General features: G+C 71.6%; 20 protein-coding genes. 17 read left to right on the top strand and 3 right to left on the bottom strand.

The window, feature by feature from the left end; translation table 11 throughout:
* Nucleotides 1–62 precede the first annotated feature (62 nt).
* Complete coding sequence (locus OJ962_RS15100; protein WP_202953450.1) at nucleotides 63–914, top strand: helix-turn-helix domain-containing protein; 852 nt, start codon at nucleotides 63–65, stop codon at nucleotides 912–914.
* Here the strand turns inward: OJ962_RS15100 and OJ962_RS15095 are convergent.
* Nucleotides 892–1,389: a calcium-binding protein gene (locus OJ962_RS15095; protein ID WP_202953451.1), complete on the bottom strand. Its 498-nt coding sequence runs from the start codon at nucleotides 1,387–1,389 to the stop codon at nucleotides 892–894. The two genes, OJ962_RS15100 and OJ962_RS15095, sit on opposite strands and share 23 nt — an antisense overlap.
* 177 nt (nucleotides 1,390–1,566) lie before the next feature.
* Here OJ962_RS15095 and OJ962_RS15090 point away from each other — a divergent pair, with 177 nt between their 5' ends.
* A complete protein-coding gene (locus OJ962_RS15090) occupies nucleotides 1,567–1,944 on the top strand; it encodes an STAS domain-containing protein (RefSeq protein WP_202953452.1) in 378 nt (125 codons plus the stop codon).
* On the opposite strand, the gene OJ962_RS15085 is transcribed toward OJ962_RS15090, so the two are convergent.
* Entirely contained in the window at nucleotides 1,934–2,374 is a 441-nt protein-coding gene (locus tag OJ962_RS15085; RefSeq protein WP_202953453.1) for a Fur family transcriptional regulator, read from the bottom strand. The genes OJ962_RS15090 and OJ962_RS15085 overlap by 11 nt on opposite strands.
* Nucleotides 2,375–2,446: 72 nt before the next feature.
* On the opposite strand from OJ962_RS15085, the gene OJ962_RS15080 reads away from it, so the two are divergent.
* The 3 genes from OJ962_RS15080 to OJ962_RS15070 are packed head-to-tail and all read left to right on the top strand — an operon-like array spanning nucleotide 2,447 to nucleotide 4,775.
* Nucleotides 2,447–3,394, top strand: a complete 948-nt coding sequence (locus OJ962_RS15080) for an energy-coupling factor ABC transporter permease (RefSeq protein ID WP_202953454.1) — start codon at nucleotides 2,447–2,449, stop codon at nucleotides 3,392–3,394.
* Nucleotides 3,391–4,068 carry an energy-coupling factor transporter transmembrane component T family protein gene (locus OJ962_RS15075; RefSeq protein ID WP_202953455.1) on the top strand — a complete coding sequence of 226 codons (678 nt, stop codon included), beginning with the start codon at nucleotides 3,391–3,393 and terminating at the stop codon, nucleotides 4,066–4,068. The genes OJ962_RS15080 and OJ962_RS15075 overlap by 4 nt, the downstream gene beginning before the upstream one ends.
* Complete coding sequence (locus OJ962_RS15070) at nucleotides 4,065–4,775, top strand: energy-coupling factor ABC transporter ATP-binding protein (RefSeq protein WP_202953456.1); 711 nt, start codon at nucleotides 4,065–4,067, stop codon at nucleotides 4,773–4,775. The genes OJ962_RS15075 and OJ962_RS15070 overlap by 4 nt, the downstream gene beginning before the upstream one ends.
* Here OJ962_RS15070 and OJ962_RS15065 read toward each other — a convergent pair.
* Complete coding sequence (locus OJ962_RS15065; protein WP_255525771.1) at nucleotides 4,755–5,801, bottom strand: ROK family transcriptional regulator; 1,047 nt, start codon at nucleotides 5,799–5,801, stop codon at nucleotides 4,755–4,757. The genes OJ962_RS15070 and OJ962_RS15065 overlap by 21 nt on opposite strands.
* A gap of 81 nt (nucleotides 5,802–5,882) precedes the next feature.
* Here OJ962_RS15065 and OJ962_RS15060 point away from each other — a divergent pair, with 81 nt between their 5' ends.
* The 12 genes from OJ962_RS15060 to OJ962_RS15005 all read left to right on the top strand — a co-directional run bounded on the left by OJ962_RS15060 (nucleotide 5,883) and on the right by OJ962_RS15005 (nucleotide 20,991).
* On the top strand, nucleotides 5,883–7,166 hold the full coding sequence (locus OJ962_RS15060; protein ID WP_202953458.1) for a DUF1479 domain-containing protein: 1,284 nt from the start codon (nucleotides 5,883–5,885) through the stop codon (nucleotides 7,164–7,166).
* Nucleotides 7,167–7,288: 122 nt separating this feature from the next.
* Nucleotides 7,289–8,266, top strand: a complete 978-nt coding sequence (locus OJ962_RS15055; protein WP_202953459.1) for a sugar phosphate isomerase/epimerase family protein — start codon at nucleotides 7,289–7,291, stop codon at nucleotides 8,264–8,266.
* Entirely contained in the window at nucleotides 8,263–9,093 is an 831-nt protein-coding gene (locus OJ962_RS15050; protein WP_202953460.1) for a transketolase, read from the top strand. Before OJ962_RS15055 ends, OJ962_RS15050 begins: the two co-directional genes overlap by 4 nt.
* On the top strand, nucleotides 9,090–10,031 hold the full coding sequence (locus OJ962_RS15045) for a transketolase family protein (protein WP_202953461.1): 942 nt from the start codon (nucleotides 9,090–9,092) through the stop codon (nucleotides 10,029–10,031). The genes OJ962_RS15050 and OJ962_RS15045 overlap by 4 nt, the downstream gene beginning before the upstream one ends.
* Nucleotides 10,028–11,350, top strand: coding sequence for an FGGY family carbohydrate kinase (locus OJ962_RS15040; RefSeq protein ID WP_202953462.1), 1,323 nt, complete (start codon nucleotides 10,028–10,030; stop codon nucleotides 11,348–11,350). The genes OJ962_RS15045 and OJ962_RS15040 overlap by 4 nt, the downstream gene beginning before the upstream one ends.
* Entirely contained in the window at nucleotides 11,347–12,330 is a 984-nt protein-coding gene (locus OJ962_RS15035) for a sugar-binding transcriptional regulator (RefSeq protein ID WP_202953463.1), read from the top strand. The genes OJ962_RS15040 and OJ962_RS15035 overlap by 4 nt, the downstream gene beginning before the upstream one ends.
* Nucleotides 12,327–12,953, top strand: coding sequence for a DUF2291 family protein (locus OJ962_RS15030; RefSeq protein WP_202953464.1), 627 nt, complete (start codon nucleotides 12,327–12,329; stop codon nucleotides 12,951–12,953). The genes OJ962_RS15035 and OJ962_RS15030 overlap by 4 nt, the downstream gene beginning before the upstream one ends.
* Entirely contained in the window at nucleotides 12,950–14,449 is a 1,500-nt protein-coding gene (locus OJ962_RS15025; RefSeq protein WP_407697514.1) for a sugar ABC transporter ATP-binding protein, read from the top strand. Before OJ962_RS15030 ends, OJ962_RS15025 begins: the two co-directional genes overlap by 4 nt.
* Before the next feature lie 14 nt (nucleotides 14,450–14,463).
* On the top strand, nucleotides 14,464–15,543 hold the full coding sequence (locus OJ962_RS15020; protein WP_270006442.1) for an ABC transporter permease: 1,080 nt from the start codon (nucleotides 14,464–14,466) through the stop codon (nucleotides 15,541–15,543).
* 65 nt (nucleotides 15,544–15,608) lie between these two features.
* Nucleotides 15,609–16,565 carry a D-ribose ABC transporter substrate-binding protein gene (locus OJ962_RS15015; protein ID WP_270006441.1) on the top strand — a complete coding sequence of 319 codons (957 nt, stop codon included), beginning with the start codon at nucleotides 15,609–15,611 and terminating at the stop codon, nucleotides 16,563–16,565.
* Nucleotides 16,562–18,475 (top strand): DUF1593 domain-containing protein, encoded by a 1,914-nt coding sequence (locus OJ962_RS15010; protein WP_202953468.1) that lies wholly within the window; start codon nucleotides 16,562–16,564, stop codon nucleotides 18,473–18,475. The genes OJ962_RS15015 and OJ962_RS15010 overlap by 4 nt, the downstream gene beginning before the upstream one ends.
* Nucleotides 18,472–20,991, top strand: a complete 2,520-nt coding sequence (locus OJ962_RS15005) for a nucleoside hydrolase-like domain-containing protein (RefSeq protein WP_202953469.1) — start codon at nucleotides 18,472–18,474, stop codon at nucleotides 20,989–20,991. The genes OJ962_RS15010 and OJ962_RS15005 overlap by 4 nt, the downstream gene beginning before the upstream one ends.
* The last annotated feature ends 25 nt before the right edge of the window (nucleotides 20,992–21,016 follow it).

Below are 21,016 nucleotides of genomic sequence, written 5' to 3'. Positions count from 1 at the left end.
CGTGCGCAGGGTGGGAGTGACAGGGTCACCGACGGCGGCCCGGCGCCCTCTACGCTCGGGGGATGGACGACGGCAACCGGCTCGGCGAGTACCTGCGAGCGCGCCGGCAGGTGGTGCAACCCGAGGTCGTCGGCCTGCCGGCCGGCGGGCGGCGGCGCGTGCCTGGGCTGCGTCGCGAAGAGGTGGCGCTGCTCGCCGGAGTCAGCGCGAACTACTACCTGCGGCTCGAGCAGGGCCGCGATCGCAACCCGTCGCCGCCGGTGCTGGACTCGCTGGCCCGCGTGCTACAGCTCGACGACACGGCCACGGCCTACCTGCACCGGCTGGCCCGGCCGCAGCCGCGACGCCGGCGTCCGCCGTCGCCCGAGGCGGTCCCCCCCGCGACGCTCCAGCTGCTCGAGACGATCGGGCTGCCCGCGTTCGTCGCCGGTCGCTGCCTCGACGTGCTCGCCGTCAACGCGCTCGTGACCGCGCTGATCCCGACCGTCCGGGTGGGGGAGAACCGGCTGCGGTCGATCTTCCTCGATCCCGCCGACCAGGCGTTGCATCCCGACTGGACGCGCTGGACGGATGACTGCGTCGCCGCGCTGCGTGACCGGTTCGTCGACGATCCCCGTGCCGCCGAGCTCGTCGATGAGCTCTCGAGTGCCAGCGAGGCCTTCCGCGCGGCGTGGGCGCGTCACGACGTGCGCCCGCCGCGCAGCGAGCCCGTCCGCATCGACCATCCGCGGGTCGGCGAGCTCACCCTCGGCGTCTCCAAGCTGGAGATCGACGGCGCCGACGGCCTGACGCTCGTGGTCTTCCACCCCGAGCCGGGCTCGCAGAGCGCCGCGCGGCTCGGGCGGCTCGCGGGAGCACGACCGCCCGAGCGCGCGCGGCGCCGGCGTACGGCTAGATCAGCACTTCGCAGTTGACCCAGACGTCGGCGGCGTCCACGTCGCAGACGTCGAAGCCCGGGCCGCCGTCGATGAAGTCGGCGCCCGGCCCGCCCGCGAGCCGGTCGTTGCCGTTGCCGCCGGACAGCGAGTCGCTGCCGACGCCGCCGTTGAGCCGGTCGTGGCCCTCGCCGCCCTCGAGCTTGTCGTGGCCCTCCTCGCCGTTGAGGCAGTCGTTGTCGGCGTTGCCGTGGAGGAGGTCGTCGCCGCGCCCGCCGTTGAGGATGTCGTTGCCGCCGGCGCCCCACAGCTCGTCGTCGTTGTCCCAGCCGTTGATCAGGTCGTTGGACCCGAAGCCGGGGATGCTGTTGGGCAGGCCGTCGCCGTTGATCACGACCTGGACGGGGCCACACGGCGGCCACTCGGGCAACTCCTGGGCCTGGGCCTGTGCGGGCACGGCGACGGCCAGCGACAGTGACGTCACGAGGGCCGCGAGAACGATGCGATGCTGCATGCCACACCTCCGGTGTGATGGGGGAGAGAGGTCTCACCGCGCACGGTCCTGGAGCGAGCGCCCGCCAACCATGGGGGAACCCCCGGAAGCGACCGCGGGGTGTCACCTTGGGTCGACGGTTCGTATGAGCGCTGACGCGCCGCAATCCGCGGGCGGTGGGTCGGGTACGCGAACCCCATGTCCGCAACGTCGAACCATCTGGTCGCCACCCGCGTGGCGATCACCCGTCACCAGCTCGGGGAGGTCCCCGTGCTCGAGGTCGGTGGTGAGCTGGATCTGTGGACGGCCCCAGAGCTTTGTTCCCGCATCGAGGAGTGCCTCGAGGCGTGCAATCAGGGGGTCGTCGTCGACCTCGCCCCGCTGCAGTTCTGCGATTCCACCGGCCTGCGCGCCCTCGCGGGCGTCGCTCAGGAGGCGCGCGTGGCGCAGACCCGATTGATCATGCTGCGCCCGTCCAAGAAGGGCGTGTGCCGTGCCTTCGAGCTCGCGGGAGCGAGCGAATTCCTGCCGCTCGTCGACGACGCCGAGGCGGCCCGCAAGCTGCTCAACGCCTGATGCAGTCGGGGCAGCGGCCGTGTAGGGGGAAGTGCGTGAAGCGCGCCTCGTAGCCGAACTGCTCCCGGATCACGGCGCGGACGCGGTCCAGCTGGTCCGTGCCGGCCACCACCACCTTGCCGCAGCGCTCGCAGACGAGGAACTCGCGCTCGCCGTCGCCGAGCAGGCCGTACACGCTCGGGCCGTGCCCGATGTGCACGTGGCGGACGACGCCGAGCTCCTCGAGCTTCTCGAGGTTGCGGTAGACCGAGGTGAGGTCGAGCTTGCCGTCGGCGATCTGCTCGGCGGTGAGCAGCTCGTCGGCGGCGAACAGCGCCTCGAGCACCATCCGGCGCGGCGTGGTGAGGCGGCTGCCCGCGCGCCGGAGCGCGGCGGCGACGTCCTCGAGGTCGCGGAACGGCAGTGGCTCGCTGGGCGGTGCGAGGGTCACGCGCCCATCGTACGAGTGCTGCAAGAATCCCGCTCTTGCAAGTCACTCTCAGTAGCTGGAGATCGGGGCGTCGTGCACATCCCTGACGGCTTTCTCACCACGGAGGTCGCCGTCGCGTGCGCGCTGCCCGGGGCGGCCGCGGTCGGCGTGGCCCTCAGGCGCGCCGACGCCGACCTCGAGGAGCGCCGCGTCCCGCTGCTCGGCGTCACCGCCGCGTTCGTGTTCGCCGCGCAGATGCTCAACTTCCCGGTCGCGGGCGGGACCAGCGGGCACTTCATGGGCGCCGCGCTCGCGGCGATCCTGCTCGGCCCGTGGCTCGCCTGCCTCGTGCTGGCGGTCGTCCTGGGCGTGCAGGCGCTGCTGTTCGCCGACGGGGGGATCACCGCGCTCGGCGCGAACGCGCTCAACATGGGCGTGATCGGCGCGCTGCTCGTCGGCGGCCTGATGCACGGCGCCCGCCGGCTGTTCGGCGAAGGGCGGACGACGCTGCTGGCCGTGAGCGGCGCCGGCGCGTGGCTGGCCGTGATGGCCGGCGCGGCGGCGACGGCCGCGCAGCTCGCGCTCTCGGGCACGGTCCCGCTCGGCACCGTCATGCCGGCGATGCTCGGCGTGCACACGCTGATCGGCGTGGGGGAGGCGGTGGTGACCGTCGCCGCGGTGAGCGCCGTGCTGACCACGCGCCCGGACCTGATCGCGGCGGCTCCCGGTCTGCGCCCGATCGCGCTGCGGCGCGCGTTCGCCGTCCTCGCCCTCGCCGTGGCCGTCGGCCTGGCGACGGCCGCGTCCCCGTTCGCGTCCAGCCACCCCGACGGGCTCGAGCGGGTCGCGCAGGATGAGGGGTTCATCGAAGACGGCCGGCTCGCCGCGATCCAACAGGACGCGCCGATCCCGGACTACGCGTTCCCGGAGGTCTCCGACGAGCGGATCGCGACCGGCTTGGCCGGCTTCACCGGCACGCTGCTCGTGTTCGGCGCCGGGTACGGGGTCGCGCGGCTCGCGCGCCGGCGCGCGGTGGCGTGAAGCGCCCGCTGGACGCGGCGAGCGTCGCCGGGGACGCGCGCAGCCCGATCCACCGCCTGGACCCGCGCACGAAGGTCCTCGGCTTCGCGCTGATCACGCTCGTCGCGGTGACGGCGCGGACCTGGCCGGCGTGGGCCGCCTGCGCGGTGGCGCTCCTGCTCGTCGCCGTGGTCGCCCGCGTCCCGCCGGGCGTGGTCGCTCGGCGCGCGTTGATCGTCGTCGTGCCGGTGGCGCTCGTGGCGCTGTTCACGCCCAGCGCGGGCGTGAAGGCCGTGCTCGGCACGGTGTCCGCGGTGCTGCTCGGCGCCACCACGAGCTTCCCGGACGTGCTGCACGCGCTCGAGCGATTGCGCGTGCCGCGCGTGCTGATCCTGATCGCCGCGTTCATGTACCGCTACCTGTTCGTGATCGTGGGCGAGGTGAGGCGCATGCGCGCCGCGCTGCTCGCCCGCGGCTACGCGCCGCGCCACGCGCTTCAGGCGGCGGCGCTGGGGCGCGTCGCCACCTCGCTGTTCCTGCGCTCTTACGAGCGCGGTGAGCGCGTGCACCTGGCGATGCTCGCGCGCGGGTTCGAGCAGCGGATGCCCCGCCTGGGAGCGCTGGCCTTCACGCGGGCCGACGCGCTGTTCGCGTGCGCGCTGGTGCCCCTGCTCGCAGTCCGGCTGCTGGCGTGATCCGCGCCCGCGACCTGCGCTTCACCTACCCGAATGGCGTCGTCGGGCTCGACGGCGTGACCCTTGACGTCGCGGCCGGGGAACGGCTCGCCGTGCTCGGTCCCAACGGCGCCGGCAAGACGACGCTGATGCTCCACCTCAACGGGCTGCTGCGCGGCGGCGGCGGCGAGGTCACGGTGGACGGCGCGGACTCGCTGCGCCGCGCCGTGGGGCTCGTCTTCCAGGACCCGGACGATCAGCTGTTCATGCCGACCGTGCGTGAGGACGTCGCCTTCGGCCCGCTCAACCTCAAGCTGCCGGACGTGCACGACCGCGTCGACGCCGCCCTCGCCGCCGTGCGCATGCGCGACGTCGCCGATCGCGCGCCGCACCAGCTCAGCCTCGGTCAGAAGCGCCGGGTGGCGATCGCGACCGTCCTGGCCATGGACCCGAGCGTGCTCGTGCTCGACGAGCCCTCCGCGAACCTCGATCCCCGCACCCGTCGCGAGCTGATGGAGCTGCTCCAGGAGCTCGACCGAACGCTGGTGATCGTCACCCACGACCTTCCGCTCGCCGCCCGCCTGTGCCCGCGCGCGGTGATCCTCTCCGCCGGCCGGATCGTCGCCGACGGCCCGTGCCTGGACCTGCTCGCGGACGTCGAGCTGCTCGCCGCGCACGACCTCGAGCTGCCGGAGGGCTTCGACGTCTCAGCGCTGCGTCGCAGCTGAGACCACCGCGTCCCGGAGCTGCTCGAGCGCGGTCGCGCGCGCGGCGACCAGCTCGTCGCCGACCGTGGCGGGGCGCAACGGCACGTGGCGTGGCGCCTGCGCGAACGCGTGGGCGATCGGCTCGAGCCATGCGCGTCCCCACGGCCCGCCGACGACCACGACTTCGGGGTCGGCGAGCGCGACGATCGCCGACAGCACGCCCGCGACGGCACCGGCCAGCGTCTCGTGTGCGTCGGACGCGAGCAGCTTCGGCACGTCGATGGCGGTGGATCGCGCGCGCCGCAGGCCGAGCGCGCCGAACACGTCGGTGAACCGCATCGCGGCGCCGTCCGGTCCGACGGTGACCACGTGCGCGATCTCGCCTGCCACCCCGGTGTGCCCGCGCCGCACCTCGCCGTCGCTGACCACGGCGCAGCCGAGGCCCTCGCCGAGGAACAGGTAGGCGAAGTCGCGCAGCGGCTCGGCCCGGGCCGCCCAATTGACGTCGTTGTCGACGGTGATCGGCCCGTCGACCAGCGGCGCGAGTGCGGCCGGCACGTCGAGCGCTCCGAGCTCCAGCGGGGCGTCGGGCAGCGCGACCAGCCGGCCCGTGTGGCGGTCGACCGGATCGGCGGCGCTCACGACGGCGAGCCGGAACGGCCCGTCGGCGACCTCCTGCGCGGCGCCGTGCAGCTCGTCCGCGCCCGGCGCGGTGGCGCGGGCGACGATCTCGCCGTACACGTCAACCGCTTCCGCCACGACGCCCGTCGACGCGAGGCTCGCGACCAGCGCCCGGCCCGACGCGGGCAGCGCGTAGTAGGTCCCGACGCGGCCGCGCCCCGTCGTGCGCTCGCCCGTGTCGACCACCGCGCCGGACGCGCTCAGTCGCTTCACGCTCTCGGAGATCGTCGGTTTCGACAGCCCGGTGGCGGCGGCGATCTCCGCCCTCGTCGCCCGCCGCTCGCGCATCAGCGTGCGCAGGACGTGCTCGTCCGACAGCGACCGCAGCAGCTCCAGGGACGGTTTCGTCGTCTCCACGACCCCCATTCTAGGAAGGACTCTTGCCTAAATGCTTCGACGATGCTACCTTGCAGTTCTAGTAAGTAGTCCTTTCCAAAGGAGAGACAAGTGTCCGCGACCGTCCAATCGCCCCCCCACTGGGAGTCCCCGCCCGACGACCTGAAGGCGGCCACGCGCGAGGTCAAGGCGGCGATCCGCGCTCGCATCGAGGCGTCCGGCAGGACGGTCGAAGCGGTCTGGGACGCGGTCACGGCGCGGCTCACCGTCGCCGTCGAGGGGATCGAGGCGGCCACCGCGCGCGGCGAGAACGTGTGGCCGGTGATCGAGTACGCCGACATCGCGAACGGCACGGTCACGCCGGAGCAGCTCGCGTACCTCAAGCAGCGCGGCTGCCTCGTCGTCCGCGGTCACTTCCCCCGCGAGCAGGCGCTGCGGTGGGATCAGGACATCGTCGACTATGTCGAGCGCAACCGGTTCTTCGAGCACTACCGCGGCCCGGGCGACGACTTCTTCGGCAGCGTCGGCTCCAAGCCTGAGATCTTCCCCGTCTACTGGTCATCCGCGCAGATGCAGGCGCGTCAGAGCGACCGGATGGCGAACGTGCAGTCGTTCCTCAACCACCTGTGGACCTACGCGTCCGAGGGCGTGCAGTGGTTCGACCCCGACCGCGACAGCCTCTACCCGGACCGCATCCGCCGCCGTCCGCCCGGCGCGAACTCGGGCGGTCTCGGCGCCCACCTCGATCCGGGCACGCTCGACCTCTGGATGACGGAGGCCTACCAGCAGGCGTTCCGGCACCTGTTCGACGGCTCCGTCGAGCAGTACGACCCCTGGGACGCGTCCTATCGCACGGCGGGCCCGCAGTACCCGGGCACGACGATGTGCTCGGTCTTCCGCACGTTTCAGGGGTGGACGGCGCTGTCGGACATGGCGCGTGACCAGGGCGTGCTGCACACCGTCCCGATCCCGGAGGCGATGGCCTACCTGATGCTGCGCCCGTTGCTGGACGACGTCGCCGACGACGACATGTGCGGGACGACCGTCAACCAGGTCTTCCCGGCGATCGAGCGGTGGCATCCGCTGCTGATGCGCGCGCTCGTCGGCATCCCCGACGTGCAGGCCGGCGACTCGGTGTGGTGGCACTGCGACATGATCCACAGCGTCGCGCCGGTCACCGACCAGCAGGGCTGGGGCAACGTCATGTACATCCCGGCGGCGCCGTGGTGCCCTCGCAACGAGCGGTACGCAGCGAAGGTCCGTGAGGCCTTCCTGGCCGGGGAGAGCCCGAGCGACTTCCCCGAGGAGCACTACGAGCGCACGTGGCCGGACCGCTTCCGGCCCGAGCGCCTCAACGCCACGGGCCGCCGCGGTCTGGGGATGGATCAGCGGTAGGCGATCGGACCGGGCCCCGTGAGTGACCGGGCCTGGTATTTGACACACCCGCCACTGCCGCATATAAATGCGTGGACGCTGCATTCGTACTTGAATATCTATGCAGCGCAGGAGGAGAGACCATGCGGTTCGGAGCGGGCATCTGGCTGTTCGGGCAGTTCGTGGACCGGTACGCGACCGACGCGTACGGGCCGGCTGTAGGTACGCTCGAGGCGATCGAGGCCGCCGGCCGGGTCGGCGACATCGAGGTGCTCGACATCAACTTCCCGTTCACCGAGGGCGTGACGGTGGACGAGGTGCGTCACGCGCTGAGCGCGAACGGCATCGACGCGTGGTGCATCACGCCGCACATCTACACGCGGGACTTCCGGGCCGGCGCGTTCAGCAACCCTGACCCGAAGGTCCGCGCGCAGGCGCTCGCGCTGTGCGAGGAGGCGGTCGGCGTCGCGAAGGCGCTGGGTGCGCCGACGGTGAAGCTGTGGCCGGGCCAGGACGGGTTCGACCTGCCGTTGCAGGTCGACTACCGCGAGGTCTGGCGGCTCGGCTTGGAGGGCGTCTCGGCGGTCGCCGCGATGGACGACGAGGTCCGGGTGGCGATCGAGTACAAGACCAAAGAGCCGCGGATGCACATGAGCTGGTCGACCGCGGCGCGCACGCTGGTCGGCATCCAGCAGATGGGCCGCGAGGACATCGGCATCGTCGTCGATCTCGGCCATTCCCTCTTCGCCAAGGAGGCGCCCGCCGACGTCCTGCACCTGATCAACGACCATGGCCGGCTGTTCACGGTCGAGGTCAACGACAACTGGCGCGAGTGGGACGACGACCAGCCGGTCGGTGCGATCCACCTGGTCGAGACGCTCGAGTTCTTCGTGGCGCTGCGCCAGATCGAGTGGGACCAGCCGATCCTGCTCGACCAGTTCCCGTTCCGTGAGGACCCGGTCGAGGCGGCGCGGTCGAGCATCAACACGATGAAGGCGATCGACGCCGCGATCGACCGCATCGACATGGACGAGCTGGCCGAGATCCACGCGCGCCAGGACCCGCTCGCCGCCCACCGGCTGGTCACCGAGCTGCTGCTCGGGCAGGCGCCGGTCGCATGAGCCAACTGCACGTTCAGGCGACCGCCGAGGAGGTGCGCGAGAAGGCGCGGGCGATCCGCCGGCGCAACGTCGAGATCATCCGCGCGGCGGGGCTGGGGCACATCGGCGGCGATCTGTCGGCGGCCGACATCCTGGCCACGCTGTACTTCGCGGTCCTGAACGTCGATCCGGAGCATCCGGACGACCCCGAGCGCGACCGCTACATCCAGAGCAAGGGGCACGCGTCCGGTGTGCTGTATACGACGCTCGCCGCCGCCGGCTTCATCCCCGACAGCCTGCTGGACACCTACATGGCCGACGGGTCGGCGCTCAACGGGCACCCGGACCGCAACAAGGTGCCCGGGGTGGAGACCAACACCGGGCCGCTCGGGCACGGGCTGCCGGTGGCGGTGGGCACGGCGATCGCCGCCAAGCTCGACCACTCTCCGCGGCGCACGTTCGTGCTCGTCGGTGACGGCGAGCTGCAGGAGGGCTCCAACTGGGAGGCGATCATGGCCGCGGGCCACCGCGGCCTGGACAACCTGGTCGCGATCGTCGACCGCAACGGGCTCCAGCAGGGCGCGCGCACCGAGGCCACCAACGCGCTGGACCCGCTGGACGCGAAGTTCGCCGCGTTCGGCTGGGCCGTGCGCACCGTCGACGGGCACGACGTGGAAGCGCTGCTGGCCGCGTTCCGCGCGGTCCCGTTCGAGCGCGGGCGCCCGACGTGCGTGATCGCCAAGACGACCAAGGGCCAGGGCGTGTCGTTCATCGAGGACCGGGTCGAGTGGCACCACAAGGTGCCCTCCGCCGAGCAGACCGAGCAGGCGTTGGAGGAGCTGTCGTGAGCGAGCGCTACGACTGCCGCGAGGCGTTCCAGCGCACGCTGGTCGACCTCGCCACGCGTGATGAGCGGATCGTGGCCGTGGTCAACGACAGCGTCGGCTCCTCCAAGCTCGGCGCCTTCGAGCAGGCCTTCCCGGACCGGCTGATCAACGTCGGGATCGCCGAGCAGAACATGGTCGGCGTCGGCGCGGGGCTGGCCAACGGCGGCCGGATCCCGTTCGTCTCCGGCGCGGCGCCGTTCCTGACCGGCCGTGCGCTGGAGCAGATCAAGGCCGACGTCGCGTACTCGAACACGAACGTGAAGCTGTGCGGTCAGTCGCCCGGGATGGCCTACGGCGAGCTCGGCCCGACGCATCACTCGATCGAGGACCTGGCGTGGCTGCGCGCGATCGCGAACCTGCCCGTGATCGTGCCGGTCGACCCGATCGAGACGGAGGCCGTGATCCGCTGGGCGGCGGCGACCGAGGGCCCGGTGTTCATCCGCATCGGCCGCGTGCCGGTCCCGAACGTCAACGAGCCGGGGTATACGTTCGCGCTCGGCCGCGCCACCACGCTGCGCGATGGCGCGGACATCGCGATCATCGCGTGCGGGACGATGGTCGAGCGCGCGCTCGAGGCCGCGACCTTCCTCGCTGCCCGCGGCGTCGAGGCGCGCGTGCTGAACATGCCGACGGTCCGGCCGCTCGACCGTGAAGCCGTGGTCCGGGCCGCGGTCGAGACCGGAGCGATCGTCACCGTCGAGGAGCACACGATCCACGGCGGATTGGGCGGCGCGATCGCCGAGGTCGTGGCCACCGAGGCGCCCGTGCCGATGCGGCTGATGGGCGTCCCGGGCGTGTTCGCGCCGACCGGCTCGGCCCTCGCCCTGTTCCGGCGCTTCGGGCTGACCGCGGCCGGCATCGCCGAGTCGGCGCTGCTGCTCCGGAGGGCCGCGGCGTGACCGTGCTCGCGATCGACCAGGGCACCTCGTCCACCAAAGGCGTGCTCGTCGGCGACGACGGGGCCGTCCTCGCCCGCGCGAGCGTCCCCGTCAAGTGCTGCTATCCGCACCCGGGCTGGGTCGAGCAGGACGCGGAGGAGATCTGGCAGAGCGTGCTCGCGGTCATCGACCAGCTGCCGGCGCCGGACGCGATCGCGCTCTCCAACCAGCGCGAGTCCGCCGTGGTGTGGGACGACACGTCGGTCAGCCCGGTGATCGGCTGGCAGGACGCGCGCACCGCGCCCGACTGCGACCGCCTGCGCGAGCACGAGCCGTTCGTGCGCGCCCGCACCGGTCTGGCGCTGGACCCGATGTTCAGCGCCACCAAGCTGCACCGGCTGCTGGGCGGGCGCGACGACCGGCGCGCGGGCACGATCGACGCCTTCCTCGTCCACCGCCTGACGGGCGAGTTCGCGACCGAGGCCGGCAACGCCTCGCGCACGCTGCTGCTGAACCTCGAGACGCTCGAGTGGGACCCGGAGCTGTGCGAGCTGTTCGGCGTCCCGCTGCACACGCTGCCGGAGATCCGGCGCTCCGACGCCGGGTTCGGTTCCCACCGCGGCGTCCCTGTCGCGGCCGTGCTCGCCGACAGCCACGCGGCGCTCTACGCGCACGGCGCGGCCAAGGCGACCTACGGGACCGGCAGCTCCGTGATGGTCCCTTCCGACAGCGCCGTCGACGGCCTCGCGCACACGCTCGCGTGGCGCACCGACTCGGCCGTGTACGCGGTGGAGGGCAACATCCTCGCGTCCGCCGCCGCGCTGGACTGGATGGCGCGCACGCTCGGCGTCGAGCACCTCGAGCCGCTCGCGCGGCAGGCGCCGACCACCGACGGCGTCCACCTCGTCCCGGCCTTCGGCGGCCTCGGCGCGCCGCACTGGGACCGTGACGCGAGCGGCGTAATCGCCGGCCTCACGCTCGGCACCACGCCCGCCCAGCTCGCGCGCGCAGCGTTCGAGTCCGTCGCCCACCAGATCTGCGACATCGTCGATCGGGTCGAGCTCGACGCCCTGCACGCCGACGGCGGCGCGACCGCCAGCGAGCTGCTGATGCAGCTGCAGGCCGATCTCGCCGGCGTCCCGGTGCACGTGAGCACCTCGCCCGAGATGTCCGCGCTCGGCGTCGCCGACCTCGCCGCCGGCGGCCGGCGCGAGCGGCCGACGCGCACGTTCGTCCCCGCCATCTCCGACGACGAGCGGCACGCGCGCCGCGAGGCGTGGCACGCGGCCGTCCGCCGCTCCCGGATGGCGTCCCCAGAGTTGGAAGGAAGCCTGCGATGACCCCGACCCCGTTGCTGCGGCTGATGACGAAGGTCGCGCGCCTGTACTACGAGCAGGGCATGCGCCAGGCCGAGATCGCGGCGCAGCTCGACCTCAGCCAGTCGCGCGTCTCGCGCCTGCTCAAGCAGGCCGAGAAGGAGGGCATCGTGCGGATCACGGTCGCGGTGCCGCAGGGCTTCCACGCCGAGCTCGAGGACCGCCTGCAGGTGCTGTACGGGCTGCGCGAGGCGGTGGTCGTGGACTGCGAGCACGACGACGACCAGGAGGCCTTGCGGGCGATCGGCGCGGCCGCGGCGGCGTACCTGGAGACGACGCTGACGTCCGGCGAGATCCTCGGCATCTCGAGCTGGAGCGAGACGTTGCTGGCGATGCTCGACAACATGCACCCGTCCGCGCAGCCCGGGGCCGAGGCGGTCGTGCAGATCCTCGGCGGCTCCGGGAACCCAGCGGCCGAGGGGCACGCGACGCGGCTCACGAGCCGGCTCGCGCAGCTGGTCGGCGGCGAGGCGCGCTTCCTGCCGGCGCCGGGCGTCGTCGGCTCGCGCGAGAGCGCCCGCGCGCTGCTGGACGACCCGTTCGTCGCCGCCGCGATGCGCTGGATGGAGGAGATCACGCTGGCGATCGTCGGCATCGGCGCGCTCACGCCCTCCAAGCTGCTCGCCGCCTCCGGCAACGTGTTCACGGCCGAGGAGCTGCACGAGCTTGACGAGCTGGGCGCGGTCGGCGACATCTGCCTGCGCTTCTTCGACGCCGACGGCGTGCCGGTCGCGTCGACGCTCGACGAGCGCGTCATCGGCCTCGACCTCGAGCAGATCAAGCGCCCGCGGCGCACGCTCGCGCTGGCCGGCGGCCCGCGCAAGTTCTCCGCCATCCAGGGCGCGCTGCGCGGGCGCTTCGTGAACGTGCTGATCACGGATCGCTTCACGGCCGAGCGGCTCGCGGGCGACTGGAGCTCCGTGCCGGAAGAGGTCAGCGCGTGAAGGCGCGCGCGATCGGCGCGGGGATCGTGGTGGTCGTTCTCGGCCTGATGCTGCTGGACGCCAGCTGGCGCTCCGCCGACGAGCCGCGCGCGGCCACCAACGGCCGCGAGGCGTTCGACGCCGAGGCCTTCGGGCGCGAGAACTTCGCGCCCAAGGTCGTGCCGGAGCTGGAGCGGCGGGCGGTCGAGCTGACCGAGCTCGTGCCCGCGCTCGAGCAGGACGCCGACGCGGCGGGGGAGCGCTTCGGCGTGCGGCACGGCTCCTCGCCGTACACCTTCGCGGTCCGCGGCACCGGCACGGCGAAGGCGCCGGACGGGAACGTCGTGGAGGTCGACGTCGAGGGCGTGCCGTCCGACGTGACGGTGTCGCTGCAGATCGGCCCGGCGATCAACGGCAGCGCGCTGCGCGACGCCACCGGCCTGTGGGGCTTCAACGACTTCCTCAACCAGGTCGACTACGCCGCCGCCGGCACGGCGCTCAACAACGAGGTCAAGGCCACGGTGCTGCAGGACCTCGACCGCGAGTCGCTCGAGGGCAAGGCCGTCACGTTCATGGGCGCGTTCACCTTCCTGGCCCCGACCGCCATCACGATCACCCCGGCGCAGCTCGAGGTGTCCGGATGATCATGGAGGCCCGCGCCGTGACGAAGGTCTTCGGCGCCACGCACGCGCTCAAGGGCGTGGACTTCGCGGTCGAGGCCGGCCGTGTCACCGCGTTGTTCGGCGAGAACGGTGCGGGCAAATCCACGCTGATGAAGATCCTGGCCGGGATCGAGCAGCCCACCACGGGCGAGCTCGAGCTCGACGGCGAGCCGGTCACGTTCGCCTCGCCGCGCGCCGCGGCCGACCGCGGCGTGGTGATCATCCACCAGGAGCTCAGCCTGTTCCCGAACCTGAGCGTCGCGGACAACGTCTTCATGGCGCGCGAGCGGGTGCGGCACGGGATGGTCGACGACCGCGCGCAGCGCCAGACGGCGACCGCGCTGCTGACGCGGCTCGAGGAGCCGATCGACCCGCGCACGGACGTGAGCGAGCTGCGGCTGGGCCAGCAGCAGATCGTCGAGATCGCGCGGGCGCTGGCCCAGGACGCGCGCGTGCTGATCATGGACGAGCCGACGTCGGCGCTCAGCGCGGCCGAGGTCGAGGTGCTGTTCCGGATCATCCGCGAGCTGACCGCGGACGGCGTCGCGATCGTCTACATCTCCCACCACCTCGAGGAGGCGCTGGAGATCGCCGACCATGTCGTCGTCCTGCGCGACGGCGGGCTCGTGGCCGAGGCCGAGGCCGCCGACGTCGACCTCGCCTGGATCGTGGAGCACATGGTCGGCCGCAGCCAGGACGAGCTGTTCCCTGAGGAGCACGTCGAGTCCGGCGGCGAGCTGCTGCGCGTGAGCGAGCTGAGCGTCCCCGACCCGCGCAACCCGGGCCGGCTGTCGGTCGACGGCGTGAGCCTGAGCGTCCGGGCGGGCGAGATCGTCGGGCTCTACGGATTGATGGGCGCGGGGCGCACGGAGCTGCTGGAAGCGCTGGCGGGGCGGCTGAAGGCGGTGTCCGGCGAGGTCGAGATCGACGGCGAGCTGATCGAGGGCCCGGTGGCGGCGCGGATCGCGCGCGGGCTCACGCTCGTACCCGAGGACCGCCAGCGCGACGGGCTCGTGCAATCGATGTCGGTGGGCGCGAACCTGTCCCTGGCGGGGCTGCGGCGCTTCATCCGCGGGCCGCTCGTGTCGGCCCAGCGCGAGCGCGCGGCGGTCGCGGCGACGATGCGCGACGTCACGGTCAAAGCCGCCGGGCCGGACGCGCCGATCACCTCGCTGAGCGGTGGCAACCAGCAGAAGGTCGTGCTGGGCAAGGCCCTGCTCACGCAGCCGCGCGTGTTGTTGCTCGACGAGCCTACGCGCGGCATCGACGTCGGCGCCAAGGCCGACATCTTCGGGCTGACGACCGAGCTGGCGGGCCGCGGGGTGGCGGTGCTGTTCGCCACCTCAGAGCTCGAGGAGGCGCTGCACGTGCCCGACCGGCTGCTGGTGATGGCGAAGGGCAAGGTGGTGCGCGAGGTCCGCCGGGGCGTCGCGAGCCGGGAGGAGATCATGGTCGCATCGGAAGGGGGCGAGCGATGACGGTCGCCCCGCCCATGAGCGTCGCCGACGCTCCGTCGCAGGGCGCCGGCCGGCGGCTGAAGGCGTTCAACTTGGTGCTGGAGCTGCGGGCGTTCATCGCGTTGATCGTGATCATCGTCGTGTTCGGGTTGATGTCCGACGCGTATCTGACCTGGGACAACCTGGTCACGATGACCAAGCACGTCGCGATCAACGCGATCTTGGCCATCGGGATGCTGATGGTGATCCTGACCGGCGGGATCGACCTGTCGGTCGGGTCGATCGTCGGGCTCGCGGGGATCGTCGCGGGCGTGTTGTTGGAAGGGCTGACGATCGGCGGCAGCGTGCTGTATCTGCCGGTGTGGGGCGTGATCTTGTGCGCGCTCGCGGTCGGCACCGGCGTCGGCGCCGTCAACGGCGCGCTGGTCACGCGCTTCAACGTGGCGCCGTTCATCGCCACGCTCGGGACGCTGTACATGGCGCGCGGCGTCGCGCTGTTGATCTCAGGCGGGGAGACCTACCCGAACCTGGGCGGGTCGCCGGCGCTCGGCAACACCGGCTTCGACGTGCTGGGGACCGGCAAGCTCGCCGGCATCCCGGTCTCGATCTGGTTGATGGTCGCGTTCGGGATCGCGGCCGTCTTCCTCACCCGCAGGACACCGTTCGGGCGCTGGGTCTACGCCCTCGGTGGCAACGCGCGCGCAGCCGAGCTCTCCGGCGTGCCGGTCCGGCGGGTCACGATGCGCGTGTACATGATCTCCGGCCTGTGCGCCGCGATGGCCGGGTTGATCATCGCCTCGGAGCTGACGTCGGCGGCTCCGCAGGCGGGTGAGACGTTCGAGCTCAACGCGATCGCCGCGGTGGTCATCGGCGGCGCGTCGTTGAGCGGCGGTCGCGGGGCGGTGCGGGGCGCGCTGATCGGCGCGTTCGTCATCGGCTTCTTGGCGGATGGCCTCGTGATCCTCGGCGTATCCACGTTCTGGCAGATCGTCATCAAGGGCGCGGTGATCGTGCTCGCGGTGATTCTCGACCAGAGCCAGCAGAAGATCCAGCGCCGGGGTGCCGCGATCGCGGCGGCCGCGGCAACCGAGCGGCCCGCGGCCGCTCGCGCGTAAACCCACAGAGGAGGAGAGAGCCCATGTTGAGCCGGATGCGAGGTCGCCTCGCGATTCTGGGAGTCGTGGCCTGCAGCGCGCTGGCGGTCGCCTGCGGCTCGGAGGAGGAACCGGCCGCGACGCCTGCGGGTGGTGCGTCCAAGGAGGCCGAGGCGGGCGGCCTGATCGCGATCATCACGCCCGCGAGCGACAACCCGTTCTTCAAGGCCGAGGCCGACGCGGCGGACGCGAAGGCCAAGGAGCTCGGCTACGAGACGTCGGTCGCGTCCCACGACGATGACCCGAACAAGCAGTCGCAGCTGATCGACACCGCGATCTCGCGCAAGGCGAAGGCGATCATCCTCGACAACGCGGGCGCCGACGCGTCGATCGGCGCGGTCAAGAAGGCCAAGGACGCGGGCATCCCGGTGTTCCTGATCGATCGTGAGATCAACGAGACCGGCATCGCGGCGGCGCAGATCGTGTCCAACAACGCGCAGGGCGCGCAGCTCGGCGCCCAGGAGTTCGTCAAGGCGCTCGGCGGCAAGGGCAAGTACGTCGAGCTCGTCGGCAAGGAGACCGACACCAACGCCGGCGTGCGCAGCGGCGGCTACGCGGACGTCATCGGGCAGGTCCCGGACCTGGAAGAGGTCGACAAGCAATCGGCCAACTGGGATCAGCAGGAGGCGTTCACCAAGGTCGAGACGATCCTGCAGCGGACCAAGGACATCGACGGGATCATCGCCGGCAACGACACGATGGCGCTCGGAGCGGTGGCCGCGGTCAAGGCCGCGGGGTTGACCGACAAGATCAAGATCGTCGGCTTCGACGGGTCCCCGGACGCGATCGCCGCCATCAAGGCGGGCGAGATGCAGGCCACGGTGCTCCAGCCGGCCGCCCTGATCGCCGAGATGGCGGTCGAGCAGGCCGACCAGTTCATCAAGACCGGCAAGACCGGCCAGCCGGAGAAGCAGTCGATCGACTGCGAGCTGATCACGGCCGAGAACGCCGACGACTACGGCGTGTTCGCCAAGAAGTCATGAGCAAGCTCGCGAAGGTCCTCATGCTGGCGCTGGCGCTCGTCCTCGTGGGGACGGCCGGCGCGGCCGACGCCAAGCCACGAGCGGTGATCCTGCTCGACCCGGAGCTCGACGATCAGAACACGCTGATCCGGTACCTGCTCTACGCCACCGACTTCGACACGCAGGGCATCCTCTACCAGAGCAGCGGCGTGCACTGGGCGGGCGACGGCAAGGGCACGCTGTGGGCGGTCCCGGGCCGTGAGTACGCGAGCCGCAACCTGTGCCCCTGCACGTCCTGGCGCTGGAAGCAGGGCGAGCGCTTCATCGAGGAAGCCGTCGACATCTACGAGCAGGTCTATCCGAACCTGCGCGTCCATCACCCGGACTACCCGACGCCCGCGTCGCTGCGGTCGAAGATCCTCAACGGCAACATCGAGTTCGACACGGACATCTCCAAGGACACGCCGGGCTCGAACAAGATCAAGGAGCTGCTGCTCGACGACGTGCCGGGCCCGCTGTATCTCCTGACCGGCGCCGGCCACAGCTCCATCGCCCGCGCGCTGAAGTCGATCAAGCAGCAGTACGAGGGCACGCCGGAATGGCCCGCGATCTACACGAAGGTCTCGCGCAAGGCCAAGATCCAGTCCTGGGGCGACCAGGACAACACGTACGCGACGTACATCCGGCCGAACTTCCCGGAGATCTTCTACCGCAACATGTCGGCCGGCGTGTGGGGCTACGGCGCGCGCAACTCGATCCTGCCCGCCGACCGCTACCTGCTCGAGCCGGCCTGGATGCAGAACTGGGTGTCCAAGGTCGGCCCGTTCGGGCCCTTCTACCGCGTGTGGGGCGACGGCAAGCAGATGGTTGCGGGCGACATCTTCGACTATTTCGGCGAGCGTGGGCTCACCGCGGCCGAGCTGACGGCGAAGGGCTACGCCGTCTGGACGCCCCCGCAGGCGCCGGACGCCTGGATCTCCGAGGGCGACACGCCGATCTTCATGAACAACCTCGACAACGGCCTGCGCGCCGACGAGGACCACTCCTACGGCGGCTGGGGCGGCCGCAACGCGCAGGACGTCAACCCGGCGACGGGGGCGCCCACCAACGCGTACGCCGCGGCGCGCTGGTTCAACGCCGCCCAGCAGGATTTCGCCGCCCGCATGCAATGGACGGTCAAGGCCAGCTACGCGGACGCCAATCACCGGCCGGTCGTGAGCGTCAACGGGCCGCTGAACGTCACGGCCGCACCCGGCGAGACCGTGCGCCTGTCGGGGACCGCGAGCGACCCGGACGGTGACGCGCTCACCTACCGGTGGTGGCAGTACACCGACGCCGACACGTACACCGGCGCGGTGGCGCTGACGACGCCGGAGACGCTGTCGACGAGCTTCGAGGTGCCGGCCAACTCGGTCGTGCCGCCCAACGCGGTGCCGGGCCAGACCATCCATCTGATCCTCGAGGTCACCGACGACGGCGCGCCGGCGCTGAAGGCCTACCAGCGCGTGATCGTGACCGTGAGCGCGCGGGCCACGCAGTACCCGACCGCCACGGTCGCGCCGGTGTTGTCGCTGTCGCTCGGTACGGCGCCGAACCTGGGTGCGCTGGTGCCGGGCACGGCTCGGGCCTACACGGGTACGAGCACGGCGACGGTGACCTCGACGGCGGGGGAGGCGACGCTGAGCGTGCAGGATCTGGCGCCGGTGAACGCTGGGCGGCTGGTGAACGGGGCGCACGCTTTGACGGCGCCGCTGCAGGTCAACGGCGGCGACCTCGCCACCACGCCGCTGGCGCTGAAGACCTACAGCGGGCCGGTGACCGCGGACGCGACCACGCTCACCTACACGCAGAACCTGCTGGCGACGGACACGCTGCGGACGGGGTCGTACTCGAAGGCGCTCACGTTCACCCTCTCCACCACCACACCATGAGACGACTCCTGTTGGTGCTGTTCGCCGCGCTGCTGTTCGCCGCGCCGGCGCAGGCCGCCAAGCCGCGCACGATCCTCACGACGGACGGTGAGGTCGACGACATCGACACGATGATCCGCTGGTTCCTGTACGCGAACGAGATGGAACCCGTCGGCCTCGTCTACTCCAGCTCGCAGTGGCACTGGAAGGGGGACGGCAAAGGCACGCTGTTCACCTCGCCGACCAACCCGCGCTACGGGACGCGCACTGACCTGCGCTGGGTCAAGAGCCTGATCCCCGGGAACACGAACCCGGACGAGACCTGGATCCAGGAGCTGATCGACAAGTACGCGGAGAGCTACGACACGCTCAAGACCCACGCCCCCGGCTATCCCACCCCGGAGCACCTGAAGAGCCTGGTGCGGATCGGCAACATCGAGTTCGAGGGCGAGATGGCCAAGGACACGCCCGGCTCGGACCTGATCAAGCAGGTGCTGCTCGACGAGGACCCGTCGCCGGTCTACCTGCAGATCTGGGGCGGGACGAACACGGTCGCGCGGGCGCTGAAGTCGATCGAGGACCAGTACAAGCACACGCCGGCGTGGGACGCGATCTACGAGAAGGTCTCACGCAAGGCCGTGATCTACACGGTGCTCGACCAGGACATCACCTACAACGCCTACGTGCTGCCGAACTGGCCGAAGATCCGCGTGATCTACAACGCCGACCAGTTCTGGAGCTTCGCCTACCAGTGGCGCACGCGCGTGCCGGCCGAGCTGCGGCCGTACCTGCAGGGCCCGTGGATGCGCGAGAACATCCTCACCGGCCACGGGCCGTTGATGGCGCAGTACTACACGTGGGGCGACGGGCGGCAGATCCCGGGTGACCCCGAGCACAACCAGGGGCTCAACCCCAACCCGGCGCAGCTCAACGACTTCATCTCCGAAGGCGACACGCCGGCCTATCTGCACCTGATGGACACGGGCCTGCGCAACCTCGACCACCCGACCTGGGGCGGCTGGGGCGGGCGCTTCACCCAGAGCCCGACCAACCCGTACCGGGTCGAGGACCTGCCCAACACGCGCGACTACAACCCGTACGCCGCGGCCACGACGACCGCCGTGCTGCCCGCCGCGGCGGGGGCGACGACCGTGCACGTCGCCAGCACGAACCCGATCGGTGCCGGCCTGCCGATCACGATCGGGACGCAGACGCGGACGGTGGCCACGGTTGGCACGGCGCAGGGAGCGAACACGACCCTGCTCACGGGCGCCGCGGCCGGGGCGACGAACATCAAGGTTCCGAGCGTCGCCGGGTTCGTCGTCGGCCAGAAGCTGCTGCTGAACACGGGCGCGGGCCAAGAGACGCCGACGGTGACCGAGGTCGGCACCGCCGGGGTCGCGACGGCACTGGCCGGCGCGCACGTGGCGGGGGCGACCAACCTCAAGGTGGCGTCGGTGAACAACCTCGCCGCCGGTGACACGCTGACGGTCGACAGCGGCGGCAACGCCGAGACGGTCACGATCTCCGCCGTCGGCACGCCGGGCGCGACCGGCACCGGCGTGGACGTGACGCCGGCGCTCGCGCTGGCGCACGCCAACAACGCTCCGGTGCGCGACCAGAGCAAGCCGGGTACGGGGATCACGTTCGCGCCCGCGCTGACCGCGGCGCACCCGATGAACACCGGCGTGCGCGGCGCCGGCTCGGGCGTGACGCTGACCGAGCCGCTGAGCGAGGCGGTCCCGGCCGGCACGACCATCTCCAGCCACTGGAACACGACGTACCCGCAGACCCGCTGGGTCGACGTGATCCAGAACGACTGGGCCGCGCGCGCCGACTGGATGGTCAAGTCCTACGAGGACGCCAACCACCCGCCGACCGTGACCACGCCGCATCCCGACATGGTCTTCGCCCCCGGCCAGCGCGTCGGGCTGAACGGCGCGGCGGTCGACCCGGACGGCGACGCGGTGACGTTCAAGTGGTGGCAGTACTACGAGGCCGACACCTACGCGGGCCGGATCGCGATGGACGGTGCCGACACGCGCAACGCGAGCTTCGTCGTCCCCGCCGACGCGAAGCCCGGCGACACCATCCACGCGATCCTCGAGGTCAAGGACGCTGGGACCCCGGCGCTCACCCGCTACCAGCGGGTCGTGGTCACGGTCGGCACGAACGTCCCGGGCACGGTCGGCGGGACGGTGCCGGCGACGCTCTCGCTCTCGCTGGGCGCGGCGCCGACGTTCGACCCGTTCCTGCCGGGCGTGCCGAAGGAATACACGGCGACCACGAAGGCGACGATCATCAGCACCGCGGGCAATGCGGCGCTGAGCGTCTCTGAGCCCGGGCACATGACCAACGGCGCGTTCTCGCTCCCGCAGCCGCTGCGGGTCGAGCTCACGCCGTCCGGGTGGGACGGGCCCGTGTCCAACGGGACGTCCGACGTGGTGTTCAAGCAGGCCATCGGCGCGACGGACGCGCTGCGCACCGGGACCTACTCGAAGACGCTGACGTTCACGCTGTCGACGACGGCCCCGTAACGGGGCTGCGGTCACGGCGCGGCTA

The organism is Solirubrobacter deserti (assembly GCF_027587175.1).
GTDB classification, from domain to species: domain Bacteria; phylum Actinomycetota; class Thermoleophilia; order Solirubrobacterales; family Solirubrobacteraceae; genus Solirubrobacter; species Solirubrobacter deserti.
The sequence above is the reverse complement of the archived record's forward strand: the minus strand, read 5'-3'. Positions and strand labels throughout refer to the sequence as shown.

Bases quoted from the DNA above. Each gene is read 5' to 3' on its own strand.
- OJ962_RS15100 (WP_202953450.1), top strand. From the start codon at position 63: ATGGACGACGGCAACCGGCTCGGCGAGTACCTGCGAGCGCGCCGGCAG.
- OJ962_RS15095 (WP_202953451.1), bottom strand. From the start codon at position 1,389: ATGCAGCATCGCATCGTTCTCGCGGCCCTCGTGACGTCACTGTCGCTG.
- OJ962_RS15090 (WP_202953452.1), top strand. From the start codon at position 1,567: ATGTCCGCAACGTCGAACCATCTGGTCGCCACCCGCGTGGCGATCACC.
- OJ962_RS15065 (WP_255525771.1), bottom strand. From the start codon at position 5,801: ATGGGGGTCGTGGAGACGACGAAACCGTCCCTGGAGCTGCTGCGGTCG.
- OJ962_RS15055 (WP_202953459.1), top strand. From the start codon at position 7,289: ATGCGGTTCGGAGCGGGCATCTGGCTGTTCGGGCAGTTCGTGGACCGG.
- OJ962_RS15050 (WP_202953460.1), top strand. From the start codon at position 8,263: ATGAGCCAACTGCACGTTCAGGCGACCGCCGAGGAGGTGCGCGAGAAG.
- OJ962_RS15035 (WP_202953463.1), top strand. From the start codon at position 11,347: ATGACCCCGACCCCGTTGCTGCGGCTGATGACGAAGGTCGCGCGCCTG.
- OJ962_RS15025 (WP_407697514.1), top strand. From the start codon at position 12,950: ATGATCATGGAGGCCCGCGCCGTGACGAAGGTCTTCGGCGCCACGCAC.
- OJ962_RS15020 (WP_270006442.1), top strand. From the start codon at position 14,464: ATGAGCGTCGCCGACGCTCCGTCGCAGGGCGCCGGCCGGCGGCTGAAG.
- OJ962_RS15010 (WP_202953468.1), top strand. From the start codon at position 16,562: ATGAGCAAGCTCGCGAAGGTCCTCATGCTGGCGCTGGCGCTCGTCCTC.
- OJ962_RS15005 (WP_202953469.1), top strand. From the start codon at position 18,472: ATGAGACGACTCCTGTTGGTGCTGTTCGCCGCGCTGCTGTTCGCCGCG.